Here is a 26,116-nt window from a genome sequence, read left to right as displayed (position 1 = left end):
CGTATGGCGGTGAGCGTTTCTGCACAAAATAGAATCGTAAAGGCACAGTTTCTTCGGCGGGCGCTTTTTATAGTGTTATTTCTTTACATAAAGAAGGAAATACAATGAAAACAGTCTTCTCTTTGACCGCAGCCGCAATGATGGCATTAAGTGGCAGCGTATCTGCCGCGTCGACGTTTAGCCTCAGTAGCGCGGATATTCCGGCGGATTTTCGTTTGTCGCAACAGCACGTCTTTAAAGGATTTGGTTGTAGCGGAGAAAATATTTCGCCGCAGCTGAGCTGGCGCAATCCGCCTGCCGGAACCAAAAGCTACGCTATTACCGTCTTCGATCCTGATGCGCCACCGGAAGCGGCTGGTGGCACTGGACGATGGTGAATATTCCTGCGCAGATTCACGACCTGCCGACGGGGGCTGATAAAAAAACGTTACCCGCTGGAGTGGTGCAGGGGCGTAATGATTTCGGTTATGCTGGCTTTGGCGGCGCCTGTCCGCCGCCGGGCGATAAGCCTCATCGCTATCAGTTTACTGTGTGGGCGCTGAATACGGCAACACTGCCGCTCGACAGTGAGTCGAGTGGCGCGTTGGTAGGGTTTATGCTTAACGCGCATGTGATTGCGAAAGCACAATTCACGGCCACATACGGAAGGTAAAACAGAGGACGGCACGGTGCAGGAGATGCATATTCGACATCAGGATCTTACGACGGCAGAGGTGCGTTCCAGTCATCTGCACCGTTTGCATCGTGTTACGCTTTTTTCCGCCGCGATCTGCCATATTACGCAGGGCAGTAAAGTCATCATTCAGGATGATAGCCGCCTTGTCGCCGGGCCTGGCGAGTTAATTATTATTCCGGCGAACACGCCGCTGGAGATTATTAATCAGCCTGCGCAGAACGGTTTTCGCTCCGACCTGTTGTTACTTTCACCGGAGATTATTGCTCGCTTTAAAACGATGTATGTTCAGGATTATCCACCGGCAAACCTGACATCGCTGTGTACGCCGATGAGCCGTAGCCTGACATTTATGTGGGAGAACGTGTTGGATGCTGTGCGCCAGGGGTTGCCCGTTGGGCTACAGGAACATCAGGCGATGGGGTTACTGTTAGCGCTTTTACATGATGGCGCGGCGGGACCGCTGCTTATTGAACGGCGTTACACCCTCACGGAGCAGGTGCGGCAACTGATTATGCTCTCACCTGCTAAGCTATGGACAGCCCAGGAGATAGCCCGCCGCCTTGCTATGGGAACATCGACGCTGCGTCGGCGTTTGCAGCGCGAATCGCAGAGTTATCGGCAAATTATTGAAGAGGTACGCATGTCCTGCGCGCTTTCTCAACTGCAATCGACGACGCTGCCGATCGGCGAAATAGCGCTACGGTGCGGCTACCTGTCGGGGTCGCGATTTACGGCCAGATTCCGCCAACATTATGGGTGTCTGCCCAGTCAGGTACGTTAAGTATGTCCTGTATGCGTCTTCACCGTTGATTATGAAAGGAGAACCATCATGTCGAACGTCTGCATTATCGCCTGGGTTTATGGTCGCGTTCAGGGCGTCGGGTTTCACTATACCACGCAGCATGAGGCGCAGCGGCTGGGGTTAACCGGCTATGCGAAGAATATGGATGACGGAAGCGTAGAAGTGGTGGCCTGTGGCGACGCGGCGCAGGTAGAAAAGCTCATCAAGTGGCTGAAAGAAGGCGGACCGCGCTCTGCTCGTGTGGACAAAATCCTCACTGAACCGCACAGCCCTCGCGAGACGCTAACAGGATTTAGTATTCGGTATTAAATACATTTTACCGGCTTGGGCAGACCGGCGATTTTGGTCGCTTGCTTTGCCGGGCCTTTCGGGAACAGACGATACAGATAGCGGCTGTTGCCTTTTTCTTCGCCGAACTTATTCGCCATCGCTTTTACCAGCATTCGGATGGCGGGAGAGGTATTAAACTCCAGGTAAAATTCGCGCACGAAGCGCACGACTTCCCAGTGTTCCGCAGAGAGCTCAATGCCTTCATTGGCGGCGATAGCGACTGCCAGCGCTTCACTCCACTGCGTCGTCTCTTTCAGATAGCCTTCGCTATCAGTACTGATTTCTTTACCTTCAAAGATCAACATAACGTTTCACTGCGTAATCAACACGGACGGCAGTGTAGCAAAAAATAAAGCCCTGCATAAGCAGGGCTGGAAGAGGGGAATGTCGATTAGTCGCGGCTGGCGAAGCCCAGAATGCTGAGCAGGCTGACAAAGATGTTGTACAGCGAAACGTACAGACTGACGGTCGCACGAATATAGTTGGTTTCACCGCCGTGAATGATGTTACTGGTTTCATACAGGATAGCGCCCGAGGAAATCAGGATAAACACCGCGCTAATCGCCAGGTGCAATGCAGGCAGTTGCAGGAAAATATTCGCCACCATACCAATCAGCACGACGACGATCCCGGCCATTAACATACCGCCCAGGAAAGACATATCCTTACGGGTGGTCAGAACGTAAGCGGAGCAGCAGAAAAATACTAACGCGGTCCCACCCAGCGCCAGGCCAATGACATCGCCCATGCCTGCTGACAGATAGGCGTTAAGAATTGGGCCCAGGATATAGCCGAGGAAGCCGGTAAACGCAAAAGCAGACAGGATACCGACCGGCTTATTGGCGGTTTTATAGGTCAGGAACATCAGCCCATACATACCGACCAGCGTCAGAATCAGGCCGGGGGAGGGCAGCATCAGTACCGTACTGGCTGTCGCGGTAATTGCGGAGAAAGCCAGCGTCAGGCTCAACAGAAAATAGGTGTTGCGCAGTACTTTGTGCGTACTCAGTAGCGAGCTACGATCACGCGATGATGTAATGATACGATCCATTAGTCACTCTCTTATGACAGATGTAATTAATAAAGGAGAATAATAAAAACAGTCACTGTCACCCAGTGGTTTTACCCATCTTTACGCATTCGTTTACGTTTAGTTTCCTTAAGAGATTTCAGGTGATTACCGTCGTTAAAACGGTCTGCTCATGCCTGGCGCTACGCCATAAAACAGGCGGCAGCGCCAACCACGCGTTACCGATAAAAAATTGATAATCACAGAGGTAAAACAGTGGGGACGATCAACACGTATTAAGCCCGTTTTTGTGTTGAAGAAATGGTCAATGTGCCGCTATTTCAGGCAATTAACGAAAATTTGCCTGTTTTTCACGCAAACGAACACATTCGGTCTTTACATGACGCACCGGGATGTTTATAGTGCGCCTCATTCCGGAAGTGTGGCCGAGCGGTTGAAGGCACCGGTCTTGAAAACCGGCGACCCGAAAGGGTTCCAGAGTTCGAATCTCTGCGCTTCCGCCAGATTAAACAAGGGGTTACCGAAAGGTAACCCATTTGTTTTTTGGGCGCTTAGAATATAGTTAGAAAATACTGCCAGAACATTTCCCGAAAAAACGGACTACGTGGGTTTTTAGTTTCTTTTCGTTTCCTGATGTGTCTATTTATTGAAGATGTAGACCATTCTGGGAGGTGAAGGATGCCCCATCTCTTTCAGAATAATGTTGGTATATTCGACAACAGGGCCTCTTGGATGATTTTCTTCTTTATCCTGAAGATGGGTCAGTGCATGTACAACTTCATGAATAAATGAACGTTTTGTGTCAAAAAGTTGTCTTCCTTCGTTACTTTCATAATGTTCGGTATATGAATCATCAGAATCGTCCAGATTGAGACAAATAACTTTCCTGCCTTCTGAAAGTTTGAAGTGTTCCTGAGCCACGGTAGTTTCAAAGGCTTCGCCTGCCCCCAGTAGCCAGCGCTGCTCCACATCATGTAGTTCTTTTTCATATGCGTAATTCATCAGTCTGCGGAATGTTTCGCTTTGGGTATGCGCATTTTGAAGTACGGAGGATAGTTCATCGTAGCATTCGTCATAAGTGTCGTCATCAATTTCTGTATCAGGGTCTATTCCACCCGCGCCTGAGATAAGGTACTCCACCACACACTCTGGCTCCAGACGGAATTCACTGTTTATGGCAAGGCTGTCATGAGCAAGGCGTAGCCGTGAGGGGTTTGGTGCATGTTCGGGAATATCGGGGAAAACAGGTGTATCTGCGGTATTTAATCCATATGTGGATACTCCGCTTTGAGGTATTAATCTGTAGGTGACCGGAAGCATAATTTCTTATTCCCTGACTGCAATTATGAATTATTTAAATTAAACAATAATAGTGTTTTTAGTTAATGTGCCACATACAGATAACGCTATGATTCAGACAAAACCAACAAGTAATACGCTGAAAATGTTATTTATAATGAAGCTTAGGGGCGGGGTTTGTTTAATAAAACAAGGGGGGCTTCTGTTTGAATACTTCTTGTTTATAAAATCCCTTTATCTCGACTAAAATATTGGATGGGGGAAAAGCGTTTTATCATTGTAATCCGGGAGTGGAGTAGGGGTATGTTGACTACCTGTCAGATCGGCTCCTGTTAATGCTTTTGCTAAAGTTAGAACTATCTTATCTAATTTTGCACCATTTAGTTTGGTGTCAGTTAAGTCTGAGCCGAATAGAATTGCAGCGGTTAAGTTTACACCGGACATGTTAGCGCAAGTCAGGTCTGCGTGAGTCAGGTTTGCTTTAGTCATGTTTGAACCCATTAGATTTACAGCGTGTAGATTTGCACAACACAAATTTGCACCGACTAAATTTACATTAGAAAGAGTTGTTTCACGGAAATCTGCATTAGAAGCATCTATTTTTGACAAATCTTCCCCCTGGAAATCTTTATGAGCCAGGTTTACTCCGCGCAGGTTCAGAAAACCATCCTCGGTTATAAGTGAATCAGGCTGTTGTATATTATGTTTACTCATCAGCTTTAACATTCGACATACATTCCAAAATCTCTCACTATCAACGTTATCCGTTACAGTTTTTCCATTTTTGTTCACTTCAATAATGACCATGGGATCCGTATTTTCGGATGCTGCTCCACATGACAGACATATAGTACACCCGTTGACATCCTCCAGAAATATTTTATTACCATCGAAGAAAGCATCTTTATTTACATATAATAATGATGTGGTCAGTTTTCCAATTACCTCCTGAAAGCATCTTTCATTGCTTCTTCTTACTCCACCACAGGTAAAAAAATTGACAAACCATTCCAGTATACCGCGTGGTGAAGTTGCACTTTTCATTGCTTCTTTCGTACCGGTACCGGCCGCATGCAAATATCTTAATATATTTTCTGGGGACGCGTTAGTTATTGGCATTTTGATTCCTTCTTATGGAAGTGAGTCGACTCCTTATAGGTGTGAGTCAAGTCACATTTATACAAGGAATAATAAGAAAAGATATAAGGTGATTTTTGTATTTAGAGCTTTGGTTGAGTATGAGTAGGTGTCTGGCATCTGACAAGAGGCGATGATATCTGCCATAACGGTGAAGCAGAAGTAATATCACCCGTGAATAATAAGATTATCCTTGCTATTGACTTCCTTCATTTCCAGCATAGCTTACGCTTCATCATCATTGAATAAACAATTAAGTTTGTTGAGCGAAAATTTACTTAAAGAAAAAATAATAAGCTTTAATATTTTTTGCAGCATTTCAACTTATAGCAGAATAAATGTGCGTAGATGGCGTAAAAACCTGATGAGCAGGAATACTTACACACTAAAAATGCTCCCGCAAACAGAGCAAAATGAGAAAGAGGAACGTTTGCCCCTTACATTTCCACCAAAGATTCTGGTTTTGTCTCTTGTAAAGGGCATACGTATCGCGTTTTATCTCATTAAGAAAGTATGTTGACGTATTACATTATGCATAATGCTCTTTCAATTGCTTCACGTTTGAAATGAATAATTCAAAACCAGTGAGCGCCTCTTCTTCGGTACTGGTTTGCGGCAAGCGATAAAGCGCCACTAAAGCAGTATTGTCTGCGTCAGCGCCGATAGTGACGGCGCTGGTGTAGTTAAGACGTAAAAAATGCTGCAAAGTCAGGATGTCGTCAGGCAATGGCATAAAGGGACAGCACATTTCCAGTGTATGATCGGATTCATTAAAATAAACCTGTATCCCATCATCAATGATAAGCAGTGGCTCATCTTCTGGCGCATCCAGGCCTAACGCGTCATATAAACGATTTAATAGACTTTCCATATAATTACCTCAAGACTCAAGATGTGATTAATGAAGAAATGCCTTTTACTGACTGCCAAATATTTTCATCCCCAACTCGTTTTTGATAGGAAAGATTGAGCACCTCTGGTGATAAATTTTTCATTACTTTGTTTCCCGCCCCGCCCGTATTTTGTTTCTGAATCTCCAGGTTACCGCTATTCAGTAATACTTTTTGGAAAATTTTCTGTCCACCGCTATCCGGAAGACTACCAGGCGCACTTAACATATGGGTCTGATGTAAAGAAATGTGCTCTCGCTTGATTTCTGAATCCATCATTCCTGTACGATCTTTGCCGCTTTTACAATTCCAGGCGGGCACCGCGTCAATTTCATGGGCTAACATGGCAAGGCGTTGTGCGAGTTTATAGGGTTCGCCACCATCTTTATGATGTTGGTTATTTTTCCAGATATCCTTAATCTGGCGCGCTAATGTATTGACGACCTCATAATTATCCGGGTATTGCGCCAGCCATTCGCCAACCCAGCCACCTGGTCTGGCTTCAGGGCGTAAATCATTGCCTAATAACTGATGTAGCGCTTCGGCATTATATCTATCCGATGCTTTAAGGCCAAAGCCGAGCTTGAGCGCCAGCTCATTAACACCCACATTAAATGCGGCGACGTCCGGTTTTATTTTTACCGTCTGTAGATCGCCATCTTTATTGCGGATTTTTAAATGAATCATTTTTCCCGGCTGGGTCAACGATTGCCATGCGCGCATTTGATCCTCGACCATAGTTCCCTCTTTGCCGAAAATATTCGACGCGGTGAGTAACCCGACGGATACCAGTTTAAGGCTTACCGCTTCGCCCTCTAAGGCTCTGTTAAGCAACTCAGGTTTACTATAAAGTGCCGCAGTTAATACTTCTTTGGCTTTGTTTTCAGCGCCGACCTGACGCAGAAGCGGATCTTTTTCATGATAGGGGGAAAGCACGCCATGACGTATCCCGCAAAAAAGCGTTTTATCTTTACCGTCCTCATGCACACTCACCGTGGACATCCACAAATTATTGGCGTGATGAATATTTTTGGTATCCCAACTGCATACGCCCTTTCCCTGATAAGCACTGGGAAAGATATCTTTTGCGCCGATTTTCATCTCTGCGGCAGGGAGCTGTGTGTTGGTATAGTGATGCCCGTTATGCGTGAGTGTATTTTTTATGGTTTGCCAGGGCTGGTTATTAAGCTGCTTGACCTGAGCATCTCTAAACGCTACTGCCGCAAAGCGATGAGCTTCTTTTGCAGGTAAGCCATTTTGCTGCTGAGTGCGTGCTGCAATAAGTTCGATAAGATTTTTCTTCAATGCTTTTGCCGCAGCTTCTTCTTGTTTTGTTGCTGGCCGGTCCGCTTTAACTTTGGCTAACTCCATTTGGTTTGCCATTGACGCCAGGACCGGGTCTTGTTTACCCAGAACGGTTGCCGCGACGGTAAGAAGATCGCGCTGTAAGTTATAGAGGTTATGCAGCGAGTGGTTAGACGTCTTCTGATGCTGTAGATAATTCCCCCATGTCGCGCCAGGTTCTCGCAGGACAATAATTTCCGGGCGAGCGTCGGGCGCTTTAGCCGGCGCTTTGCCCTGGCCTGAGAGAATCTGCATTCCGTTGTATAAGGTTTTTTGTAGGCTTTTAAAAGCCTCCTGGGTTTTTAGTGAAGCTGAGTGATAGAAGCTCTGTATTTGCATAGCGTTTTTAATATTCCTGAATAGGGGAGTGGAAACATTCAACAGGGTTAACAACCCTTTAAAAGGATGTGACTTTTATGCGCCAGGAACTTTAAAAAAATGTCCTTTTTAATGAGGAAACGCTTCTGATCAGGCGGGGAGGCATCCTGACGTCCATACGTAGTGGCGATCATGGGGGGAGATCGGTACATTAAATGTTCATAAAATCTACAAACTTCACAATTTAGGGCACAACTTTTATTGAAAACCCACCTTCTTGACTCAGATCAAATTCACCGATTTACTCCTGCGTAAAGTAACGGCGTTACATCAAATGTTATACAGGTGTGTGTATGCCAGCAAAGCCCCGGACAAGTAAGACCGTGACGAAGAACATTCGTTTTTCCTATTCCATGCTTGAACAGATAGAATTCGCGTTGAAATCTGAAAAGACGCGGAATTTTTCAGCATGGGTAAAAGAGGCCTGTCGGGAAAAGTTATGTAACACGGGGCATAAGCTGTAGTTATCGTCTTATGTAAGAGGGGGCGGCCATTTTGAAAAGAACAACGTGCTTATATACCTCCTGGGTCTTTGCCGTTTTTGTCTCTCTGCTGATATTTGCCTGGAGTGTCATAAACTATCCTCTCTATGAATCTATAATAATTATTGTCTTTTATATCTGGCTAATTCTGGTACCGCTTTATCTTATTGTGTATGAGTGGCTAATAGATTGTCATTAAATTTATGGCTGCGTACTTGAAAAGTGATATTTCATATCTGTGCGGTAAGTCATTGTCGTAATAATATTATTGGTCAGGCGACGGGCGAGCGTCTGCGCATTTTGCATCGTTTTATCTTCAAAATTTTGCAGTAAGCGTTGTGCTTCTTTCGGATGCGACGCATATAATCTCAGATAGCTCTGCTCCATCTTATACTGTTGCTTAGCTGTTTGCTGTTCAAATGTTTTCCAGGCATGTTGCACATCTGGCGCAAACGTATTGTAGTCTTGCATAACCAGTGTTTGCAGCGTGCGGAATGTCCAGTAGGTAGAGTCGTTGCTCGCCCGATCGGTTCCTTTATCATCTCCGGGTTGATAATGACGCATCCCCTGGTAATAGGGGAGATAGACGCTAAGAGATGGCATTCCATAGGCGATGTATTCTACGTTGCCGATAGCCTGCGGTAATTTCGGTCTGACCTGTAAAATATGTGACTCCTGGGTACGAAAAACGGATATAGGTCGCCATGGTTCTTGTGGATTATGACTGGCATAAGGGTCGTGCGACGTTCCCTGATAGTGATTGCGTAACGCGTTTTTTACTGCCGCCACGCTGATCTTCGTTATTGGCGTTAAAAAAACAGGAAATGTTTCCCCTTCGCTAACGGCCGTATCCAGATGCGGATTAAACTGGTGTTGTAGCGTCCAGACGCGCGGATAATTATAGGTGGTATCGTTTTTGTTATCCTGCGAATAGGCTTGATGAAAGTCGAATTCGCCGCGGGCCGGATCATATAATCCCTGCTTTTTCGCAAAGCTTACTAACGTTGATGACGCCATATAATTCGCGTTATCATTCGGATCGTAATGCCGTAAACGTCCCTGATTGGCGGAAACGAAATAGCTATCTGCCGGAAGTCGTACTGCCAGCCATTGATGTCCGCTTCCCGTCTCCAGATACCATATCTCTTTGCTATCAATAAACGCGACGCCGAAACCTTCGCCAGCGCCTTTTTGTTCAATAATGTCGCCCAGTAATTTGGCGCCCTGACGCGCCGATTGCACCACTGGCAGGATCACGGACTCAATGGCGTCTTCCGTGATTCCCGTTTTTGTCACGTAAGGATCGGCAGCCAGCGCCGCTCTGCCGTTGTAAATGGTTTCCGTTGCGCTCATTCCGACGCCCGCCGAATTGAAACCGGCTTCACCCATGGCGTTATCGTTAGTATCAAAGTCATGAATCGCCGTATAGCGCATCGCTGTCTCCGGAAGCGGTCAGCTAAAATTGTTGCGATGTGCTTTATACTCGCCTTGTTGATGAAACGCGACGGGATGAATAACCTTATGCTTGGCGTTATTTGCCGAGCCATCCTCGTTGCGCGCGATAATAAAGGAGCCGTCAGCCGAAGCCTGATTGCCTACCAAAAGGGTAGTACAGGCGATGACTTTACCCATACCCAGCAGCGTAACGACGAAAGCAAGATACTTTTTCATAAAGGTTCCCACTGAATAACGCGTTATGGGATGAATTGACCCTGGATTGGAAACCGAGAAAGTGATCGAGCCAGCAATATTCTTTACCGGCATCCTTTATTTTCTTTTTATTGAGGTTGTATTGATAACCACAGCCCTGTGGCAGGGAAGGGGAACAGAACCTGTACTGACCTTAGCTATCACCGCTATCGGGCAGACGAACCGAAAAGATATTATGTTCATCGGCATAGCGGTAAGATGCCGAGCCACCGTGTAATAGAGCAATCGCGTTAACCAACGATAGCCCCAGGCCGAAACCGGCAGTGTGGCGGGCATTATCTCCTCGCCAAAAACGCCGGAAAAGCTTATCCGCATCAGCGGGGTGGCTGCCCGGATTAGCGACCCGAATTTCTGCAACGTTATCATCATAAGCGCTTTCAATACGTATCACGGCGTTTTCATCAGAATAACGGATGGCATTCGTCAGCAGGTTTGAGAGCACTCTTTGTAATAATATTTCGTCAGCCCATACCGTTCCCTGACATTGATTTATAAAACAGATGCGCTTCTCCTCGGCAAGGAGGCTAAGATAATCCAGCATATTTTCGACCAGCGCATTGAGCGAAACAGGCTGTTTTTTTACCGCTATATTCTGGTGTTCCGCGCGTGCCAGAAAGAGAATATTTTCTGTCAGTCGCGACAGTCCCTCCAGCTCTTCAATATTATCGACAAGGGCTTGTTGATACTCTTCGGCGCTGCGTTCCTGACTCAGCATCACCTGGTTTTTCCCCAGTAAAATATTAACCGGCGTGCGCAGCTCATGCGCCAGATCGTCGGCAAATTGGTTCAGGCGTTCAAAATCGTCGGAAAGCTTCTGGCGCATGGTATTTAGCGCTTGTCCAAGCGGCCTGAGCTCAACGGGTAACGCCTGTTCCGCCAACGGCTGGCGAAGTGTGCCGCTATCTGTCGCCGCGGTGAGTCGGCTGAGCGACGTAATGGCCCGCAGCCCGTTTCTGATGACTAATGGACTGAGTGCCGAACAGACGAGGATCGCGATAAGGCTAATCAGCAAACTGTTACGGCGATATTGCGCCAGCATTTGCCGCCTTTCCGTCGCCAGCCTGGCAATAGTAAGGGTCAGCGGGTCATCGCCGCTTCTGGCGTTTACTCGTACCGCGGTAAGTTCTGTGCCTTGTACCGCCTGGCGAAATAAGGTTTCGCGGGTGATGTTTTTAGCCAGCGGAATCTCGTTAAAGCGTTGGTCGGGGATGCCGCTATGATTAATCGCAACATTGTGGCCTGTTGCTGAATGGATCAATAAGATGTCCTGCTTCGTATCCACCATCCGATTGAAATAGAGCGGCAGATTTTCCGGCCTGGCGCCATCCAGTAACAGTTGCTGCATTTGCGCCGCCCGATTTATTAGCGTCATATCATCCCGATACGTTAATTCTTTGCTCAGCGCGTTATAGAGCGTCCAGCTAATGCCGGTACAGGCGAGGATAAGGATGGCGATAAAAGAAATTGTCAGGCGCAGCGTCATTGATAACTTAACCATTCTGCGACGTTTCCGCCTGTAATCGGTAACCCATCCCCCGGACGGTCATAATGAGCTTCTTTTCAAATGGATCGTCTACTTTGGCGCGCAGCCGACGAATCGCGACATCAACGGTGTTGGTTTCACTATCAAAGTTAATTCCCCAAACTTCGCTGGCGATCGCGGTTCGGGGCACGATTTCTCCTGCCCGGGACGCCAGTAACCAGAGGAGCAGGAATTCTTTGCGGGTCAGGGAAATCGGTTTGCCATTTCGTGACACCGATTGCTTTGTGGCATCCATGTCCAGACCATTGATCGTCAGTCGGGTAAAGACCGGGACGTGCTGTCTGAGTTGAGCTCTCACCCGGGCCAGCAGTTCGGCGAAGGAAAAAGGCTTAACAAGGTAATCATTAGCGCCCGCCTCAAGACCTTTGACGCGATCCTCAACCGAGTCGCGCGCCGTCAGGCAAATAACAGGGGACTGATGCGCAGTGCGTAACGCGCGTAAAACCTGCCATCCATCAAGCCCCGGCAGCATAATATCAAGAATAATCAATGAATAATGTTCCTGAAGGGCCAGGTGTAATCCGTCTCGTCCATCACAGGCATAATCAACCATATAGCCTGCCTCCGTGAGTCCCTGACGTACCCACTCAATGGTTTTCTGGTTATCTTCAATCAATAAAATCTTCATCGACGCAGTATGCCATAGGCTTGTTAGCGAATCCGTAAATCTCCAACAAGATGACATAATTGTCATGTCCGTGTAAGGTTAATCCTGGACGCGCCAGATATATTTTCCTGCATCAATACCGTAAAGGAGTGAAGCATGAAACGATATATACTGGCTACCGCGATAGCGTCTCTTGTTGCAGCCCCGGCAATGGCGCTGGCCGCTGGCAACAATATTCTCAGCGTACATATTCTCGATCAGCAAACAGGCAAACCAGCGCCCGGCGTGGAGGTGGTACTGGAGCAGAAAAAGGATAACGGATGGACGCAATTAAACACCGGGCATACCGACCAGGATGGACGTATTAAAGCACTGTGGCCCGAAAAAGCTGCCGCGCCGGGGGATTATCGCGTTATTTTTAAAACCGGCCAGTATTTTGAAAGTAAAAAACTGGACACGTTTTTCCCGGAGATTCCCGTCGAGTTTCATATCAGCAAAACGAATGAGCACTATCATGTGCCGCTGTTATTAAGTCAGTATGGTTATTCAACCTATCGCGGGAGCTAATTTAGAGCCTATCCCATTAGGGCTATTTTACTTGCCATTTTGGACCTGGGCAGTGCTCGCCAAAACGCGTTAGCGTTTTGAACGCCGCTAGCGGCGGCCCGAAGGGCGAGCGTAGCGAGTCAAACCTCACGTACAACGTGTACGCTCCGGTTTTTGCGCGCTGTCCGTGTCCAAACAGGCTGCGCCAATAACGCCTGGTGGGACAGGCTCTTAGATTTTATTAATCGCCGGGATTTATGGCGAGCAGACATCGCGGCGGGAATAAAAATCTTCAGCGTATCGACTCTCCTCCCACAAGCGGTGGTTATCCCGCTTGTGGGCATGAGTGACGGTTAAACAGGCGCTTCCATCTCAAGTCTGACCGGATGAAAACGGCGTTTGAAATAAATCAGGCCATGCCCATCCTGGCTAAGGATAATATTTTTGATCGCCACCAGATACACCAGATGCGTGCCAATGGTTTGTACCTCGCTGATCTCGCCTTCAAGACCGGCCAGCGCGCCGTTAAGTACCGGCTGGCCCAGCGGCCCGTTTTGCCAACATGGCTGGTGAAAACGCTCCTCCATCGCCATCCCCGTCATACCGGCAAAGTGGCGCGCCATCAGCTCCTGCTCATGGTTAAGTACATTAATGCACAGCCTGCCGTTACCCTGAAAAACGGGGTTCATGGCGCTATTGGCATTAATACATACCATCACGGAGGGCGGCGTATCGGTGACGGAACAGACCGCTGTTGCGGTGATACCACAGCGTCCGGCGTGACCCGCCGTGGTTACGATGTTGACCGCTGCCGCCAGACTTGCCATCGCATCGCGAAAACGCAGACGTTGTTCATCTACTTGCATGAGAACCTCCTGCCGCGTTATTTCAGCAGCTTATCCAGTTGATTGATGTCGTCGTTATTGTGCAAATGCGAAACCGTCCAGCCATTCTGATCGTATTCGGAGAGGCAGCGATCGACCATTGCCATCATCTTATCCATATTGCCGGAGCTCTGGGCCTGACGCAGGCACTGCAAACGAATTTCATCCTGGCTGCCCGAGTAATTAATCTCGTACAGCTCATGGCGACCGCCAAACTCGCTGCCGATGGCATCCCACATCAATTTAAGAATTTTGATACGTTCAACATGGTCCATTCCGTTAGAGCCGCGTACGTATTTCGCCAGGTACTGGTCGATTTGCGGATTATTCAGATCGCGGGCGCTGGAAGGCAGGTAAATCAGGCCGCTGGTAACGTTACGTTCAATAATATTTTTAATTTTCGCGTAGGCCATTGGGGCCATCACACGATAGGTTTGCAGCGCGGCGTGGTCCGGCAGCCAGGCGCCGTTTACCCACGGGGTTGCTTCAGAACACATAGAATCGCTCAATGCCCAGAACATATTGCGCCAGGCCACGACTTCGCCGAGATCGGCCTGCACGCCCCGGAACTCTACGGTACCCGTACATTCGAGCGATTTTTTCAGCAGCGCGGTAATGAAATCAAGTTTAACCGCCAGACGAACACAGGCTTGCAGTGGATACATACGGGCAAAGCCGCCTTCCATCGTCCAGCGACGGCAACGATCGAAATCACGGTAAATCAACACGTTTTCCCACGGGATCAACACCTTGTCCATCACCAGAATGGCATCGTTTTCATCAAAGCGGCTGGAGAGTGGATAATCAAACGGCGAGCCCGTCGCGCCCGCGACCATTTCATACGAGGCGCGCGAAATAAGTTTTACGCCTTCGGCATCCATTGGCGCGACAAACATCAGAGCAAAATCCGGGTTTTCGCCCATCACCTGGGCTGAGCCGAAACCAATCATGTTGTAGTGAGTCAGGGCGGAGTTAGTGGCGACGACTTTCGCCCCGCTGACAATAATCCCGGCGTCCGTCTCTTTCTCCAGCTTGATATAGACGTCTTTCACTTCGTCGGCAGGTTTGTGGCGGTCAATGGGCGGGTTGACGATAGCATGGTTAAAGTACAGGCCGGTCTCCTGAATACGGGTGTACCAGTTGCGGGCGTTCTGCTCAAACTGGCCGTAGAAGGCTGGGTTAGCGCCCAGAGCGCAGCCAAAGGCGGCTTTGTAATCCGGTGTGCGTCCCATCCAGCCGTAACTCAGGCGTGACCACTCGGCGATAGCATCACGCTGTTGGCGCAGATCGTCTGCGCTTTTCGCCACGCGGAAAAATTTATGCGTATAACCGCCGCTGCCGGTATCGGTATTCCAGCATAGGGTATCTTGCATCGACGGTTTATGTAATGCGTCATACAGTTGTGCGACAGAGGCTGCGGCATTGCGGAATGCCGGATGTGTCGTAACATCTTTAACGCGTTCGCCGTAAATATAAATTTCCCGCCCGTCCTGCAGGCTTTTTAAATACTCTTCGCCCGTTAACGGACGCTTGTTATCAGTACGAAAATCTTCAGGTTTCATTGCGGCCTCTTCCTCGTTAATCGGAATGTTTTGTTAATGATATGTTTCTTGTTTGTTGTTAAATTGAATAGGCAGAAGCGTAAACTGTGAAGAGACTTTCAGGACAACGGCGGGTACTTTTCAGATGAACGTCGAAGAAGAAGAGTAAAATGCGATCGCCGTCAACGTTGTAAGCGGGAGGGGATTCCCGTGTCGGCGGCGTGGGAAGGTAAGAATACTATGCTTCCGCTTCGCTATCAGGATGCTGGCGCCCCAGAGCAATAAGATCGTCCAGCAGCAGCATCAATTGCTGTGTTTTTTCGGGCGTGAAATCGGCCTCAATTTTTCGATAAGCCTCTTCTACCTGGCTTCGGGCACGGGCGTACAACGTTTGTCCCTGCTCCGTCAACATGACATATAACTTACGCTGATCGTTAACCGGCTTGAGTCGCAACACCAGTCCGTCTCGCTCCATGCGCGTCAATATTCCGGTCAGACTTGGACGCAAAATGCAGGTACGAAAGGCCAGCTCGTGAAAATCCATAGAGGGGCTATCGGCCAGGATTCGCACAATGCGCCATTGCTGGTCGGTCAGATTGTGGCTTTTAACGATGGGGCGGAAATAGGTCATTGCCGCTTCGCGCGCCTGAAGCAATGCGATGGTTAATGAATCATGCATAAGCGTTTCTCTTTTGCAGAATTATTAATACCTGAATAATCGTGTTTACCGATGTGAGCTATGACATCTGTTTTATGTCCAAAGTTTAACAGAAACAAGGGCTTTTATTTAACTATTTGATATTTATGTATTTAATAATGAGTTTGTGAGAATATTGTTAATCACATCACAAATACTTTACTTCAGCTTGCTAAATGTACAGCGAAAGCATAAATTTAATCATTAATATATTAATGAAATCACAGCCCGTTAAATCGGCCTGAGGAGTTTATGTATGAAGGGTACTGTTTTCGCCGTTGCGTTAAACCATCGCAGCCAGCTTGATGCCTGGCGAGAGGCTTTCTCTCAGCCTCCCTATAATGCGCCGCCTAAAACCGCAGTGTGGTTCATCAAGCCGCGTAATACGGTGATTCGTCACGGCGAACCCATTCCTTATCCGCAGGGAGAAAAGGTACTGAGCGGCGCGACAGTGGCGCTCATTGTGGGGAAAACCGCCAGCCGGATACGCCCTGAAGCGGCGGCGGACTATATCGCCGGGTATGCGCTGGCTAACGAGGTCAGCCTGCCGGAAGAGAGCTTTTATCGCCCGGCGATTAAAGCGAAATGTCGCGATGGCTTTTGCCCGTTGGGTGAAATGGCGCCGCTGAGTGATGTGGATAACCTCACCATTATCACTGAAATCAACGGACGAGAAGCGACCACTGGAATACTGCCGATTTACAGCGTAGCGCCGCACAACTGCTTAGCGCGTTAAGTGAGTTCGCTACGCTTAACCCTGGCGATGCGATCTTACTCGGTACGCCGCAGAATCGCGTTGCGCTGCGTCCCGGCGATCGGGTGCGTATTCTGGCGAAAGGTTTACCCGCTCTGGAAAATCCGGTTGTCGCAGAAGATGAATTCGCCCGCCACCAGACGTTTACGTGGCCGCTGTCAGCGACGGGAACGCTATTTGCGCTGGGGTTGAACTACGCCGATCACGCCAGCGAGCTGGCATTTACGCCGCCGAAAGAGCCGCTGGTATTTATCAAAGCGCCAAACACCTTTACCGAACATCACCAAACGTCGGTGCGCCCGAACAACGTCGAATATATGCACTATGAAGCCGAACTGGTCGTGGTGATTGGCAAAACGGCGCGTAAGGTGAGCGAAGCCGAAGCCATGGAGTATGTGGCCAGTTACACCGTCTGTAACGACTACGCGATCCGCGACTATCTGGAAAACTACTACCGTCCGAATCTGCGGGTAAAAAGCCGCGACGGCCTGACGCCGATAGGCCCGTGGATTGTGGATAAAGAGGCGGTTTCTGATCCGCATAACCTGACGTTACGCACCTTTGTTAACGGTGAGCTGCGCCAGGAAGGGACGACCGCCGATCTGATCTTCAGCATCCCGTTCCTGATTTCTTATCTGAGCGAATTTATGACGTTGCAACCGGGCGACATGATTGCCACCGGTACGCCGAAAGGGCTGTCCGATGTGGTGCCGGGGGATGAAGTTGTTGTGGAAGTAGAAGGCGTGGGTCGCCTGGTTAACCGAATCGTCAGTGAGGAGAGCGCAAAATGAAGAAAATAAATCATTGGATTAACGGCAAAAACGTTGCAGGTAACGACTACTTCCAGACCACTAACCCGGCGACCGGTGACGTGCTGGCGGAAGTGGCCTCCGGCGGTGAAGCAGAAGTGAACCAGGCTGTCGCGGCGGCAAAAGAGGCGTTCCCGAAATGGGCCAACCTGCCGATGAAAGAGCGCGCGCGCCTGATGCGTCGCCTTGGCGATCTGATTGACCAGCATGTGCCGGAAATCGCGGCGATGGAAACCGCCGACACCGGCCTGCCTATTCACCAGACTAAAAACGTGCTGATCCCGCGCGCCTCGCATAACTTCGAATTCTTCGCCGAAGTGTGCCAGCAGATGAACGGCAAGACCTATCCTGTTGACGATAAAATGCTCAATTATACGCTGGTGCAGCCCGTCGGCGTCTGCGCGCTGGTGTCGCCGTGGAACGTGCCGTTTATGACCGCGACCTGGAAAGTCGCGCCGTGCCTGGCGCTGGGCAACACCGCGGTGCTCAAAATGTCCGAGCTGTCGCCGTTGACTGCCGACAGGCTGGGCGAGCTGGCGCTGGAGGCAGGAATTCCGGCAGGCGTGCTGAACGTGGTGCAGGGCTACGGCGCGACGGCGGGCGATGCGCTGGTACGCCACCATGACGTGCGTGCGGTGTCGTTTACCGGCGGTACCGCCACCGGTCGCAATATCATGAAAAATGCCGGCCTGAAAAAATACTCGATGGAGCTGGGCGGTAAATCGCCGGTGCTGATTTTTGAAGATGCCGACATTGAGCGCGCGCTGGACGCCGCGCTGTTCACCATCTTCTCAATCAACGGCGAACGCTGCACCGCCGGGTCGCGCATCTTTATCCAGCAGAGCATTTACCCTGAGTTCGTGAAGCGCTTTGCCGAACGCGCGAATCGCCTGCGTGTCGGCGATCCGACCGACCCGAACACTCAGGTCGGCGCGCTGATTAGCCAACAGCACTGGGAAAAAGTCTCCGGTTATATCCGCCTCGGCATTGAAGAGGGCGCAACGCTGCTGGCGGGCGGTGCGGAAAAACCCACTGACCTGCCTGCGCATCTGAAAGGCGGTAACTTCCTGCGCCCAACCGTGCTGGCCGATGTCGACAACCGTATGCGCGTCGCGCAGGAAGAGATCTTTGGGCCAGTCGCCTGTCTGCTGCCATTCAAAGACGAAGCGGAAGGGTTACGTTTGGCGAACGACGTGGAATACGGTCTGGCCTCTTATATCTGGACCCAGGACGTGAGCAAAGTGTTGCGCCTGGCGCGTGGGATTGAAGCCGGCATGGTCTTCGTCAACACCCAGAACGTCCGCGACCTGCGCCAGCCGTTCGGCGGCGTGAAAGCCTCCGGTACCGGGCGCGAAGGCGGCGAATATAGCTTCGAAGTGTTTGCGGAAATGAAAAACGTCTGCATCTCAATGGGCGACCATCCTATCCCAAAATGGGGAGTTTGATATGGGCAAGTTAGCGTTAGCAGCAAAAATTACCCACGTGCCGTCGATGTATCTTTCTGAACTGCCGGGAAAAAATCACGGTTGTCGTCAGGCAGCCATTGATGGGCATATTGAAATAGGCAAGCGTTGCCGCGAAATGGGCGTTGACACCATTATCGTATTCGACACCCACTGGCTGGTGAATAGCGCTTACCACATTAATTGTGCCGACCATTTCCAGGGCGTCTATACCAGCAACGAATTGCCGCACTTTATTCGCGACATGACCTATGACTATGACGGTAATCCAGAGCTCGGCCACCTGATCGCCGACGAGGCAGTCAAACTGGGCGTGCGCGCTAAAGCGCATAACATCCCGAGCCTGAAGCTGGAGTATGGCACGCTGGTGCCGATGCGCTACATGAACAGCGACAAGCACTTCAAAGTGGTCTCCATCTCGGCGTTCTGTACTGTGCATGACTTTGCCGACAGTCGCAGACTGGGCGAAGCCATTCTCAAGGCGATTGAGAAATATGACGGTACCGTAGCGGTATTCGCCAGTGGTTCTCTGTCGCACCGTTTTATTGACGACCAACGGGCGGAAGAGGGGATGAACAGCTACACCCGCGAGTTCGATCATCAAATGGACGAGCGCGTGGTCAAGCTGTGGCGCGAAGGCAAATTCAAGGAGTTTTGCACCATGTTGCCGGAGTACGCCGACTACTGCTACGGCGAAGGCAACATGCACGACACGGTCATGCTGCTGGGAATGCTGGGCTGGGACAAATACGACGGCAAGGTGGAGTTCATCACCGACCTGTTCGCCAGCTCCGGTACCGGCCAGGTGAACGCTGTTTTCCCGCTGCCTGCGTAAGGGGGGGTTATGCCGCACTTTATTGCTGAATGTACTGAAAATATTCGCGAGCAGGCTGATTTACCAAGCCTGTTCAGCAAGGTAAACGAGGCGCTGGCCGCCACCGGGATTTTCCCCATCGGCGGTATCCGCAGTCGCGCCCACTGGCTGGATACCTGGCAGATGGCTGACGGTAAGCATGATTACGCGTTTGTGCATATGACGCTGAAAATCGGTGCCGGGCGCAGCCTGGAGAGCCGTCAGGAAGTCGGCGAAATGCTGTTTGGGCTGATTAAAGCCCACTTCGCCGACCTGATGGAGAACCGCTATCTGGCGCTGTCGTTTGAGATTGCCGAGTTACATCCAACGCTCAATTACAAACAAAACAACGTACACGCGTTATTTAAATAGCACACTCTTTCGCCCGGTGGCGCTGCGCTGACCGGGCCTACAAAAAAACGATGCACGAAGCAGTACCGAACCGTAGGCCGGGTAAGACGCACCTGCGTCGCCACCCGGCGCAGCAGCACCGAATGACGTAACAGGAAACACTATGCTCGATAAACAGACCCATACCCTGATCGCCCAGCGACTTAATCAGGCTGAAAAACAGCGCGAACAGATTCGCGCAGTGTCGCTGGATTATCCCAACATCACTATTGAAGATGCCTATGCCGTACAGCGTGAATGGGTCAATATCAAGATTGCCGAAGGGCGCACGCTCAAAGGCCACAAAATCGGCCTGACCTCAAAAGCGATGCAGGCCAGCTCGCAAATCAGCGAACCGGATTACGGCGCGCTGCTTGACGATATGTTCTTCCATGACGGCGGGGATATCCCCACCGACCGTTTTATCGTCCCGCGTATTGAAGTGGAGCTGGCGTTTGTGCTGGCGAAACCGCTGCGCGGCCCTCACTGCACGCTGTTCGACGTCTACAACGCCACGGATTATGTGATTCCGGCGCTGGAACTGATTGACGCCCGCAGCCACAACATCGACCCGGAAACCCAGCGCCCGCGCAAAGTGTTCGACACCATTTCCGACAACGCCGCCAACGCCGGGGTGATCCTCGGTGGTCGCCCCATCAAACCAGACGAGCTGGATCTGCGCTGGATCTCCGCGCTGCTCTATCGCAACGGCGTGATCGAAGAAACCGGCGTCGCCGCAGGCGTGCTGAATCATCCGGCCAACGGCGTGGCGTGGCTGGCGAACAAGCTTGCCCCCTACGATGTCCAGCTTGAAGCCGGGCAGATCATCCTCGGCGGCTCGTTCACCCGCCCGGTGCCGGCGCGCAAGGGCGACACCTTCCATGTCGATTACGGCAACATGGGCGCGATCAGTTGCCGGTTTGTGTAAGGAAAAAACGATGAAAAATGCTTTCAAAGACGCGTTAAAAGCGGGGCGCCCGCAAATCGGTTTGTGGCTGGGGCTTGCCAACAGTTACAGCGCTGAACTGTTAGCGGGCGCCGGCTTCGACTGGCTACTGATTGACGGTGAACACGCGCCAAACAACGTGCAGACGGTGTTGACCCAGTTGCAGGCGATTGCGCCTTATCCCAGCCAGCCGGTGGTGCGTCCGTCATGGAACGATCCGGTACAGATTAAGCAACTGCTCGACGTCGGCGCGCAAACGCTGCTGATACCGATGGTGCAGAATGCCGATGAAGCGCGAAACGCCGTGGCGGCTACGCGTTATCCGCCTGCCGGTATTCGCGGCGTGGGCAGCGCGCTGGCGCGGGCATCGCGCTGGAACCGCATTCCGGACTATCTCCACCTGGCCAACGACGCCATGTGCGTACTGGTGCAGATTGAAACGCGTGAGGCGATGAGCAATCTGGCGTCAATTCTCGACGTGGATGGCATTGACGGCGTGTTTATTGGTCCGGCGGACCTCAGCGCCGATATGGGCTTTGCCGGCAATCCGCAGCACCCGGAAGTGCAGGCGGCGATTGAGAACGCCATCGTGCAGATACGCGCGGCGGGGAAAGCGCCGGGGATTCTGATGGCCAATGAAGCACTGGCGAAACGTTATCTGGAACTGGGGGCGCTATTTGTCGCCGTCGGCGTTGACACCACGCTGCTGGCGCGCGGCGCAGAGGCGCTGGCGGCGCGCTTTGGCGCAGAAAAAAACCTGTCCGGTGCGTCCGGCGTCTATTAAGCCTGGCCCGGTAAGCGCAGCGCTACCGGGCAACCGTAGTACCCTACAAAAATTCCCATCAGAGGAAAAAAAATGAGCGACACATCATCTGCACTTCCGGAAAGCCCCGAGTCTGTCCGTTCGCACAACGCGCTCAGCACGGGTCAACAAACCGTCATAAATAAACTGTTCCGCCGACTGATCGTATTTTTATTCGTGTTGTTTATCTTCTCGTTTTTAGACCGTATCAACATCGGTTTTGCCGGGTTGACGATGGGGCAGGATCTGGGGTTAAGCGCCACCATGTTTGGCCTTGCCACGACGCTGTTTTACGCCACCTACGTCATTTTCGGCATTCCCAGCAACGTGATGTTGAGCATTGTCGGCGCCCGCCGCTGGATTGCGACCATTATGGTGCTATGGGGCATTGCATCTACCGCCACGATGTTCGCGGTGGGACCGAAAAGCCTGTATGTGCTGCGAATGCTGGTGGGCATTACCGAAGCGGGCTTTTTGCCAGGAATATTGCTCTATTTAACCTACTGGTTCCCGGCATTTTTCCGCGCCCGCGCCAACGCATTATTTATGATTGCCATGCCGGCCACTACCGCGTTGGGGTCGATTGTCTCCGGCTATATTTTATCGCTGGACGGCATATTCAATCTGCATGGATGGCAGTGGTTATTCCTGTTGGAAGGATTTCCGTCAGTTTTGTTAGGCATTATGGTCTGGTTTTACCTGGATGATACCCCGGCAAAAGCCAAATGGCTGACGGCAGAGGATAAAAAATGTTTGCAGGAGATGATGGATAATGACCGCCTGACGCTGGTTCAGCCGGAGGGGGCCATCAGCCATAACGCCATGCAGCAGCGTAGTCTGTGGCGCGAAGTATTCACGCCAATTGTACTGATGTATACGCTGGCCTATTTTTGCCTTACCAATACGCTTAGCGCCATTAGTATCTGGACGCCGCAAATCCTGAAAAGTTTTAATGAAGGCAGCAGCAATATCACCATCGGCCTGCTGGCGGCGATCCCGCAGATTTGTACTATTCTGGGCATGATTTACTGGAGCCGCCATTCGGACAAACATCAGGAGCGTAAACATCACACGGCGTTGCCGTTCCTGTTTGCCGCCGCGGGCTGGCTACTGGCGTCGGCGACCGACCATAACCTGATCCAGCTCCTGGGGATCGTGATGGCATCCACGGGTTCCTTTAGCGCGATGGCGATCTTCTGGACCACGCCGGATCAGTCGATCAGTTTACGCGCCAGGGCGATAGGCATTGCGGTCATCAATGCCACCGGCAATATTGGCTCCGCACTTAGCCCGTTTATGATTGGCTGGCTAAAAGATATCACCGGTAGCTTCAATAGCGGACTCTGGTTTGTCGCTTCTCTGTTAGTCGTCGGCGCCGCCATTATCTGGCTCATTCCCATGAAAGCATCGCGTCCGCGCGCCACCCCTTGAGGAGAAACTATGTGCCAACGTGCGATCGCCAATATTGATATCAGCAAAGAGTATGACGAAAGCATGGGCAGTAACGATGTGCATTATCAGTCGTTTGCTCGTATGGCGGATTTCTTTGGTCGTGATATGCAGGCGCATCGCCACGACCAGTTTTTTCAAATGCACTTTCTTGATACCGGGCAGATTGAGCTACAGCTCGACGATCATCGCTATTCGGTGCAGGCGCCGCTATTTGTGCTTACGCCGCCCTCGGTGCCACATGCTTTTATTACCGAATCGGATAGCGATGGTCATGTTCTGACGGTACGCGAAGAGCTGGTTTGGCCGCTGCTGGAGGTGCTTTATCCCGGCACCAGAGAGGCCTTCGGCCTGCCGGGAATCTGTCTGTCGCTGGCGGATAAACCCAACGAGCTGGCGGCGCTCAAACATTACTGGCAGCTAATTGAGCGGGAGTCCACGGAACAACTGGCTGGCTGCGAACATACCCTGGTGCTACTGGCGCAGGCGGTATTTACCTTGCTGTTGCGTAATGCGAAGCTGGACGATCACGCCGCAACCGGGATGCGCGGTGAACTGAAACTCTTTCAGCGCTTTACCCTGTTAATTGACAACCACTTCCATCAGCACTGGACGGTGCCCGATTATGCCTGCGAGCTGCATATTACCGAATCTCGTTTGACCGATATTTGCCGACGTTTTGCTAATCGCCCGCCTAAACGCCTGATTTTTGATCGGCAATTACGCGAGGCGAAACGACTGCTGCTTTTTTCCGACAATGCTGTCAACGAGATCGCCTGGCAATTAGGTTTTAAAGATCCGGCTTATTTCGCCCGTTTCTTTAATCGCCTTGCGGGCTGTTCTCCTTCGCAGTTTCGCCAACGTGAAGTTCCCTCTTTTCTCAACTAAGAAGAGTAAAAACATGATGAAAAAAAGCGTCGCTATGCTGGCGGTTTGTATGCTGGCGCAAAGCCACCTTGCCCTTGCTGCCGGTACTCCTGCGCCTCAAGAGATCAACATTGTTTTACTGGGCACCAAAGGCGGGCCTTCTTTGCTCAATACAGCCAGACTACCGCAAGCGACGGCGCTTACTATCGGCGATAAAATATGGCTGATAGATGCCGGCTACGGCGCCAGTCTGCAACTGGTGAAAAATGGCATTCCACTGCGCAACATCAATACTATTTTGCTCACCCATCTGCACAGCGACCACATACTGGATTATCCTTCCTTGCTGATGAATGCCTGGGCAAGTGGTCTGAAAGACCATACCATACAGGTTTATGGCCCGCCGGGAACCCAGGCGATGACGAAGGCTAGCTGGAAGGTCTTTGACAGGGATATCACGTTACGCATGGAAGAAGAGGAGAAACCCGATCCGCGCAACCTGGTTAAGGCGACCGATATTGGCCAGGGCGTCATCTATAAAGATGAACTGGTCACAATAAGCGCGCTGAAAGTGCCTCATTCCCCTTTTCCGGACGGTGAAGCGTTTGCTTACCGTTTTGATACCCAGGGTAAGCGAATCGTCTTCTCTGGCGATACGTCCTGGTTTCCGCCGCTTGCAACGTTTGCCCAAGGGGCGGATATCCTGGTACATGAGGCGGTACATGTCCCTTCGGTAGCAAAACTGGCTAATAGTATTGGCAACGGAAAAACGCTGGCTGAAGCGATTGCGTCGCATCACACCACGATTGAAGATGTCGGTAAGATTGCTCGCGAGGCCCACGTGAAAAAACTGGTGTTAAGTCATCTGGTGCCTGCGACGGTTGCGGATGACGTCTGGCAACAGGAAGCCATGAAAAATTACCCGGGCCCTGTCATTGTCGGTCATGACAATATGACGATAAGCGTACCGTAAGTATCAGGGCAGGGGTAAACCCACGGGCTGACATGATGTCAGCCCGTTATGCTTTTGGCGATCAGCATAACGCGCAGAGCTTTTGTCTAAAACATTATTTTTTCTAAACACTACTTGCTGATTTTTATGCACAATAAAGGTAAGATGATTGCTCTGGTGAAATATCACTAAATAAGAATGTCACGGATGGAATTTATACAGTGTTAAAAGCAATGCGTTTCTTTGTCTGCCGGCCATCAGTAATATCCTCTGTACCGGCTCCTCGTTGCCAAAGTGAAGGTTAGATTAAACGAATCAAAAAATATCCGAACTGTACAATTTTTATATCAAACATATTTAACTGCAAAATACTGCAAACGTGCGCGAATACACTTAATCAGTAGTATGGCTAATGCATACTTTATTTCCTAAACTTTCTTATTATCTATTTGAATATTTCTGGTTAAACCAAATGGACAAACGGATACCAGACACTCGAAAGGATAACTGCAGGCTTCTGGTTTAGGATTGCAGTTACCAGGACAGTGGCTATTTTCTTTAAGCGATTTCCATAGAACAGGATTAAACCTGGTAACGTTGTAAACAGTAACGGGATAAAGTTTATCGTTTATTAAGACCCCCTTATTAAAGGGGATGATAATGCTACCTGGAGGCATGTAAACATCTGCCTGATACCATAAGGTCAATCTAAGATTTTTTAGGCTATGTATGCATGAGAACGACACTCCGGTAGAGGGACTTATAACTGTATCAACGACCTTCCATTCCATTACAGAAACCTTTTAAGTGAAATAGTCAATGGTGTAAATTACATTTTCCGCAAGCCTATTCAGGATAGATGAAAATCTGAGAAACATAACTCGTTGAAAACGATCGTTTTTTATTGACCACTCTATTTATATTGATTTTTTAAT

The 26,116-nt window shown here is 50.2% G+C and carries 26 protein-coding genes, 1 tRNA gene and 3 pseudogenes; 16 read left to right on the top strand and 14 right to left on the bottom strand.

Going from position 1 to position 26,116, the window contains the following annotated elements:
* Positions 1–104 precede the first annotated feature (104 nt).
* The 3 genes and pseudogenes from J4685_RS16740 to yccX all read left to right on the top strand — a co-directional run bounded on the left by J4685_RS16740 (position 105) and on the right by yccX (position 1,787).
* Positions 105–652 (top strand): annotated as a pseudogene (locus J4685_RS16740) (YbhB/YbcL family Raf kinase inhibitor-like protein).
* 25 nt (positions 653–677) lie between these two features.
* Positions 678–1,457, top strand: coding sequence for an AraC family transcriptional regulator (locus J4685_RS16735; RefSeq protein WP_000548080.1), 780 nt, complete (start codon positions 678–680; stop codon positions 1,455–1,457).
* 48 nt (positions 1,458–1,505) lie between these two features.
* Positions 1,506–1,787 (top strand): acylphosphatase, encoded by a 282-nt coding sequence (gene yccX / locus J4685_RS16730; RefSeq protein ID WP_000072878.1) that lies wholly within the window; start codon positions 1,506–1,508, stop codon positions 1,785–1,787.
* On the opposite strand, the gene tusE is transcribed toward yccX, so the two are convergent.
* Together tusE and yccA are read right to left on the bottom strand one after the other, a co-directional pair.
* Complete coding sequence (tusE, locus tag J4685_RS16725; RefSeq protein WP_000904446.1) at positions 1,784–2,113, bottom strand: sulfurtransferase TusE; 330 nt, start codon at positions 2,111–2,113, stop codon at positions 1,784–1,786. The genes yccX and tusE overlap by 4 nt on opposite strands.
* A gap of 86 nt (positions 2,114–2,199) precedes the next feature.
* Positions 2,200–2,859, bottom strand: a complete 660-nt coding sequence (yccA, locus tag J4685_RS16720; protein ID WP_000374046.1) for an FtsH protease modulator YccA — start codon at positions 2,857–2,859, stop codon at positions 2,200–2,202.
* 394 nt (positions 2,860–3,253) lie between these two features.
* Here yccA and J4685_RS16715 point away from each other — a divergent pair.
* Positions 3,254–3,341: transfer RNA gene (locus J4685_RS16715), tRNA-Ser, on the top strand.
* 136 nt (positions 3,342–3,477) lie between these two features.
* Here J4685_RS16715 and pipA read toward each other — a convergent pair.
* The gene (pipA, locus tag J4685_RS16710; protein WP_000938179.1) at positions 3,478–4,158 is read right to left on the bottom strand and encodes a type III secretion system effector protease PipA; all 681 of its coding nucleotides are present in this window, start codon (positions 4,156–4,158) and stop codon (positions 3,478–3,480) included.
* Between the two features lie 222 nt (positions 4,159–4,380).
* A complete protein-coding gene (gene pipB / locus J4685_RS16705; protein ID WP_001123031.1) occupies positions 4,381–5,256 on the bottom strand; it encodes an SPI-2 type III secretion system effector PipB in 876 nt (291 codons plus the stop codon).
* 217 nt (positions 5,257–5,473) lie between these two features.
* Here pipB and J4685_RS16700 point away from each other — a divergent pair, with 217 nt between their 5' ends.
* Positions 5,474–5,794: a hypothetical protein gene (locus J4685_RS16700; protein WP_011233082.1), complete on the top strand. Its 321-nt coding sequence runs from the start codon at positions 5,474–5,476 to the stop codon at positions 5,792–5,794.
* 9 nt (positions 5,795–5,803) lie between these two features.
* Here the strand turns inward: J4685_RS16700 and sigE are convergent, their stop codons facing one another.
* The gene (gene sigE / locus J4685_RS16695) at positions 5,804–6,145 is read right to left on the bottom strand and encodes a type III secretion system chaperone SigE (RefSeq protein WP_000444724.1); all 342 of its coding nucleotides are present in this window, start codon (positions 6,143–6,145) and stop codon (positions 5,804–5,806) included.
* A 16-nt stretch (positions 6,146–6,161) separates the two neighbouring features.
* A complete protein-coding gene (sopB, locus tag J4685_RS16690; protein ID WP_001166948.1) occupies positions 6,162–7,847 on the bottom strand; it encodes an SPI-1 type III secretion system effector inositol phosphate phosphatase SopB in 1,686 nt (561 codons plus the stop codon).
* Between the two features lie 332 nt (positions 7,848–8,179).
* On the opposite strand from sopB, the gene J4685_RS16685 reads away from it, so the two are divergent.
* Positions 8,180–8,350: a YlcI/YnfO family protein gene (locus J4685_RS16685; RefSeq protein ID WP_001111006.1), complete on the top strand. Its 171-nt coding sequence runs from the start codon at positions 8,180–8,182 to the stop codon at positions 8,348–8,350.
* Here J4685_RS16685 and J4685_RS16680 read toward each other — a convergent pair whose 3' ends face one another.
* The 4 genes and pseudogenes from J4685_RS16680 to hprR form a co-directional block, all read right to left on the bottom strand.
* Positions 8,351–8,461, bottom strand: a complete 111-nt coding sequence (locus J4685_RS16680) for a hypothetical protein (protein ID WP_000174816.1) — start codon at positions 8,459–8,461, stop codon at positions 8,351–8,353.
* Positions 8,462–8,569: 108 nt separating this feature from the next.
* A pseudogene (locus tag J4685_RS16675) lies at positions 8,570–10,039 on the bottom strand (C69 family dipeptidase).
* Between the two features lie 172 nt (positions 10,040–10,211).
* On the bottom strand, positions 10,212–11,576 hold the full coding sequence (locus J4685_RS16670; RefSeq protein ID WP_000240025.1) for a heavy metal sensor histidine kinase: 1,365 nt from the start codon (positions 11,574–11,576) through the stop codon (positions 10,212–10,214).
* Positions 11,569–12,249, bottom strand: a complete 681-nt coding sequence (gene hprR, locus J4685_RS16665) for a response regulator transcription factor HprR (RefSeq protein ID WP_000698204.1) — start codon at positions 12,247–12,249, stop codon at positions 11,569–11,571. Before hprR ends, J4685_RS16670 begins: the two co-directional genes overlap by 8 nt.
* A 135-nt stretch (positions 12,250–12,384) precedes the next feature.
* Here hprR and hiuH point away from each other — a divergent pair, with 135 nt between their 5' ends.
* Positions 12,385–12,795 carry a hydroxyisourate hydrolase gene (gene hiuH / locus J4685_RS16660; protein WP_000833182.1) on the top strand — a complete coding sequence of 137 codons (411 nt, stop codon included), beginning with the start codon at positions 12,385–12,387 and terminating at the stop codon, positions 12,793–12,795.
* A gap of 332 nt (positions 12,796–13,127) precedes the next feature.
* Here hiuH and J4685_RS16655 read toward each other — a convergent pair whose 3' ends face one another.
* The 3 genes from J4685_RS16655 to hpaR form a co-directional block, all read right to left on the bottom strand.
* Positions 13,128–13,640, bottom strand: a complete 513-nt coding sequence (locus J4685_RS16655; protein ID WP_001195556.1) for a 4-hydroxyphenylacetate 3-monooxygenase reductase subunit — start codon at positions 13,638–13,640, stop codon at positions 13,128–13,130.
* Positions 13,641–13,657: 17 nt separating this feature from the next.
* Positions 13,658–15,220, bottom strand: coding sequence for a 4-hydroxyphenylacetate 3-monooxygenase, oxygenase component (gene hpaB / locus J4685_RS16650; protein WP_000801496.1), 1,563 nt, complete (start codon positions 15,218–15,220; stop codon positions 13,658–13,660).
* A 217-nt stretch (positions 15,221–15,437) separates the two neighbouring features.
* On the bottom strand, positions 15,438–15,878 hold the full coding sequence (gene hpaR, locus J4685_RS16645; RefSeq protein WP_000543922.1) for a homoprotocatechuate degradation operon regulator HpaR: 441 nt from the start codon (positions 15,876–15,878) through the stop codon (positions 15,438–15,440).
* 274 nt (positions 15,879–16,152) lie between these two features.
* Between hpaR and hpaG the strand changes: the two are divergent.
* The 9 genes and pseudogenes from hpaG (at position 16,153) to J4685_RS16600 (ending at position 25,202) form a co-directional block, all read left to right on the top strand.
* A pseudogene (gene hpaG, locus J4685_RS16640) lies at positions 16,153–17,441 on the top strand (4-hydroxyphenylacetate degradation bifunctional isomerase/decarboxylase).
* Positions 17,438–18,904, top strand: a complete 1,467-nt coding sequence (gene hpaE, locus J4685_RS16635) for a 5-carboxymethyl-2-hydroxymuconate semialdehyde dehydrogenase (protein ID WP_000723524.1) — start codon at positions 17,438–17,440, stop codon at positions 18,902–18,904. The pseudogene hpaG and the gene hpaE overlap by 4 nt, the downstream one beginning before the upstream one ends.
* Before the next feature lies 1 nt (position 18,905).
* Positions 18,906–19,757 carry a 3,4-dihydroxyphenylacetate 2,3-dioxygenase gene (hpaD, locus tag J4685_RS16630; RefSeq protein WP_000516978.1) on the top strand — a complete coding sequence of 284 codons (852 nt, stop codon included), beginning with the start codon at positions 18,906–18,908 and terminating at the stop codon, positions 19,755–19,757.
* Between the two features lie 9 nt (positions 19,758–19,766).
* Complete coding sequence (locus J4685_RS16625; protein ID WP_001119858.1) at positions 19,767–20,147, top strand: 5-carboxymethyl-2-hydroxymuconate Delta-isomerase; 381 nt, start codon at positions 19,767–19,769, stop codon at positions 20,145–20,147.
* Positions 20,148–20,289: 142 nt separating this feature from the next.
* Positions 20,290–21,093, top strand: a complete 804-nt coding sequence (gene hpaH, locus J4685_RS16620) for a 2-oxo-hept-4-ene-1,7-dioate hydratase (RefSeq protein WP_000884795.1) — start codon at positions 20,290–20,292, stop codon at positions 21,091–21,093.
* A gap of 10 nt (positions 21,094–21,103) precedes the next feature.
* On the top strand, positions 21,104–21,895 hold the full coding sequence (gene hpaI, locus J4685_RS16615; RefSeq protein ID WP_000785059.1) for a 4-hydroxy-2-oxoheptanedioate aldolase: 792 nt from the start codon (positions 21,104–21,106) through the stop codon (positions 21,893–21,895).
* A 72-nt stretch (positions 21,896–21,967) separates the two neighbouring features.
* On the top strand, positions 21,968–23,344 hold the full coding sequence (gene hpaX / locus J4685_RS16610) for a 4-hydroxyphenylacetate permease (protein WP_001285795.1): 1,377 nt from the start codon (positions 21,968–21,970) through the stop codon (positions 23,342–23,344).
* A gap of 9 nt (positions 23,345–23,353) precedes the next feature.
* Positions 23,354–24,250, top strand: a complete 897-nt coding sequence (gene hpaA, locus J4685_RS16605) for a 4-hydroxyphenylacetate catabolism regulatory protein HpaA (protein WP_000336602.1) — start codon at positions 23,354–23,356, stop codon at positions 24,248–24,250.
* 13 nt (positions 24,251–24,263) lie between these two features.
* Positions 24,264–25,202 carry an MBL fold metallo-hydrolase gene (locus J4685_RS16600; RefSeq protein ID WP_000976568.1) on the top strand — a complete coding sequence of 313 codons (939 nt, stop codon included), beginning with the start codon at positions 24,264–24,266 and terminating at the stop codon, positions 25,200–25,202.
* Positions 25,203–25,609: 407 nt separating this feature from the next.
* On the opposite strand, the gene J4685_RS16595 is transcribed toward J4685_RS16600, so the two are convergent.
* Positions 25,610–25,972, bottom strand: coding sequence for an anti-adapter protein IraM (locus J4685_RS16595; protein ID WP_001537781.1), 363 nt, complete (start codon positions 25,970–25,972; stop codon positions 25,610–25,612).
* Positions 25,973–26,116: the final 144 nt, after the last annotated feature.

Source organism: Salmonella sp. 32100201201700099SM (genome assembly GCF_017572645.1).
GTDB classification, from domain to species: domain Bacteria; phylum Pseudomonadota; class Gammaproteobacteria; order Enterobacterales; family Enterobacteriaceae; genus Salmonella; species Salmonella enterica.
Note: the sequence above shows the minus strand (reverse complement) of the source record. Positions and strands in the feature narration are given on the sequence as shown.

What these genes read in the sequence shown, in the direction of transcription:
- J4685_RS16735 (WP_000548080.1), top strand. Translation starts at nt 678, where the DNA reads ATGCATATTCGACATCAGGATCTTACGACGGCAGAGGTGCGTTCCAGT.
- yccX (WP_000072878.1), top strand. Translation starts at nt 1,506, where the DNA reads ATGTCGAACGTCTGCATTATCGCCTGGGTTTATGGTCGCGTTCAGGGC.
- tusE (WP_000904446.1), bottom strand. Translation starts at nt 2,113, where the DNA reads ATGTTGATCTTTGAAGGTAAAGAAATCAGTACTGATAGCGAAGGCTAT.
- yccA (WP_000374046.1), bottom strand. Translation starts at nt 2,859, where the DNA reads ATGGATCGTATCATTACATCATCGCGTGATCGTAGCTCGCTACTGAGT.
- pipA (WP_000938179.1), bottom strand. Translation starts at nt 4,158, where the DNA reads ATGCTTCCGGTCACCTACAGATTAATACCTCAAAGCGGAGTATCCACA.
- pipB (WP_001123031.1), bottom strand. Translation starts at nt 5,256, where the DNA reads ATGCCAATAACTAACGCGTCCCCAGAAAATATATTAAGATATTTGCAT.
- sigE (WP_000444724.1), bottom strand. Translation starts at nt 6,145, where the DNA reads ATGGAAAGTCTATTAAATCGTTTATATGACGCGTTAGGCCTGGATGCG.
- sopB (WP_001166948.1), bottom strand. Translation starts at nt 7,847, where the DNA reads ATGCAAATACAGAGCTTCTATCACTCAGCTTCACTAAAAACCCAGGAG.
- J4685_RS16685 (WP_001111006.1), top strand. Translation starts at nt 8,180, where the DNA reads ATGCCAGCAAAGCCCCGGACAAGTAAGACCGTGACGAAGAACATTCGT.
- J4685_RS16680 (WP_000174816.1), bottom strand. Translation starts at nt 8,461, where the DNA reads ATGACACTCCAGGCAAATATCAGCAGAGAGACAAAAACGGCAAAGACC.
- J4685_RS16670 (WP_000240025.1), bottom strand. Translation starts at nt 11,576, where the DNA reads ATGGTTAAGTTATCAATGACGCTGCGCCTGACAATTTCTTTTATCGCC.
- hprR (WP_000698204.1), bottom strand. Translation starts at nt 12,249, where the DNA reads ATGAAGATTTTATTGATTGAAGATAACCAGAAAACCATTGAGTGGGTA.
- hiuH (WP_000833182.1), top strand. Translation starts at nt 12,385, where the DNA reads ATGAAACGATATATACTGGCTACCGCGATAGCGTCTCTTGTTGCAGCC.
- J4685_RS16655 (WP_001195556.1), bottom strand. Translation starts at nt 13,640, where the DNA reads ATGCAAGTAGATGAACAACGTCTGCGTTTTCGCGATGCGATGGCAAGT.
- hpaB (WP_000801496.1), bottom strand. Translation starts at nt 15,220, where the DNA reads ATGAAACCTGAAGATTTTCGTACTGATAACAAGCGTCCGTTAACGGGC.
- hpaR (WP_000543922.1), bottom strand. Translation starts at nt 15,878, where the DNA reads ATGCATGATTCATTAACCATCGCATTGCTTCAGGCGCGCGAAGCGGCA.
- hpaE (WP_000723524.1), top strand. Translation starts at nt 17,438, where the DNA reads ATGAAGAAAATAAATCATTGGATTAACGGCAAAAACGTTGCAGGTAAC.
- hpaD (WP_000516978.1), top strand. Translation starts at nt 18,906, where the DNA reads ATGGGCAAGTTAGCGTTAGCAGCAAAAATTACCCACGTGCCGTCGATG.
- J4685_RS16625 (WP_001119858.1), top strand. Translation starts at nt 19,767, where the DNA reads ATGCCGCACTTTATTGCTGAATGTACTGAAAATATTCGCGAGCAGGCT.
- hpaH (WP_000884795.1), top strand. Translation starts at nt 20,290, where the DNA reads ATGCTCGATAAACAGACCCATACCCTGATCGCCCAGCGACTTAATCAG.
- hpaI (WP_000785059.1), top strand. Translation starts at nt 21,104, where the DNA reads ATGAAAAATGCTTTCAAAGACGCGTTAAAAGCGGGGCGCCCGCAAATC.
- hpaX (WP_001285795.1), top strand. Translation starts at nt 21,968, where the DNA reads ATGAGCGACACATCATCTGCACTTCCGGAAAGCCCCGAGTCTGTCCGT.
- hpaA (WP_000336602.1), top strand. Translation starts at nt 23,354, where the DNA reads ATGTGCCAACGTGCGATCGCCAATATTGATATCAGCAAAGAGTATGAC.
- J4685_RS16600 (WP_000976568.1), top strand. Translation starts at nt 24,264, where the DNA reads ATGATGAAAAAAAGCGTCGCTATGCTGGCGGTTTGTATGCTGGCGCAA.
- J4685_RS16595 (WP_001537781.1), bottom strand. Translation starts at nt 25,972, where the DNA reads ATGGAATGGAAGGTCGTTGATACAGTTATAAGTCCCTCTACCGGAGTG.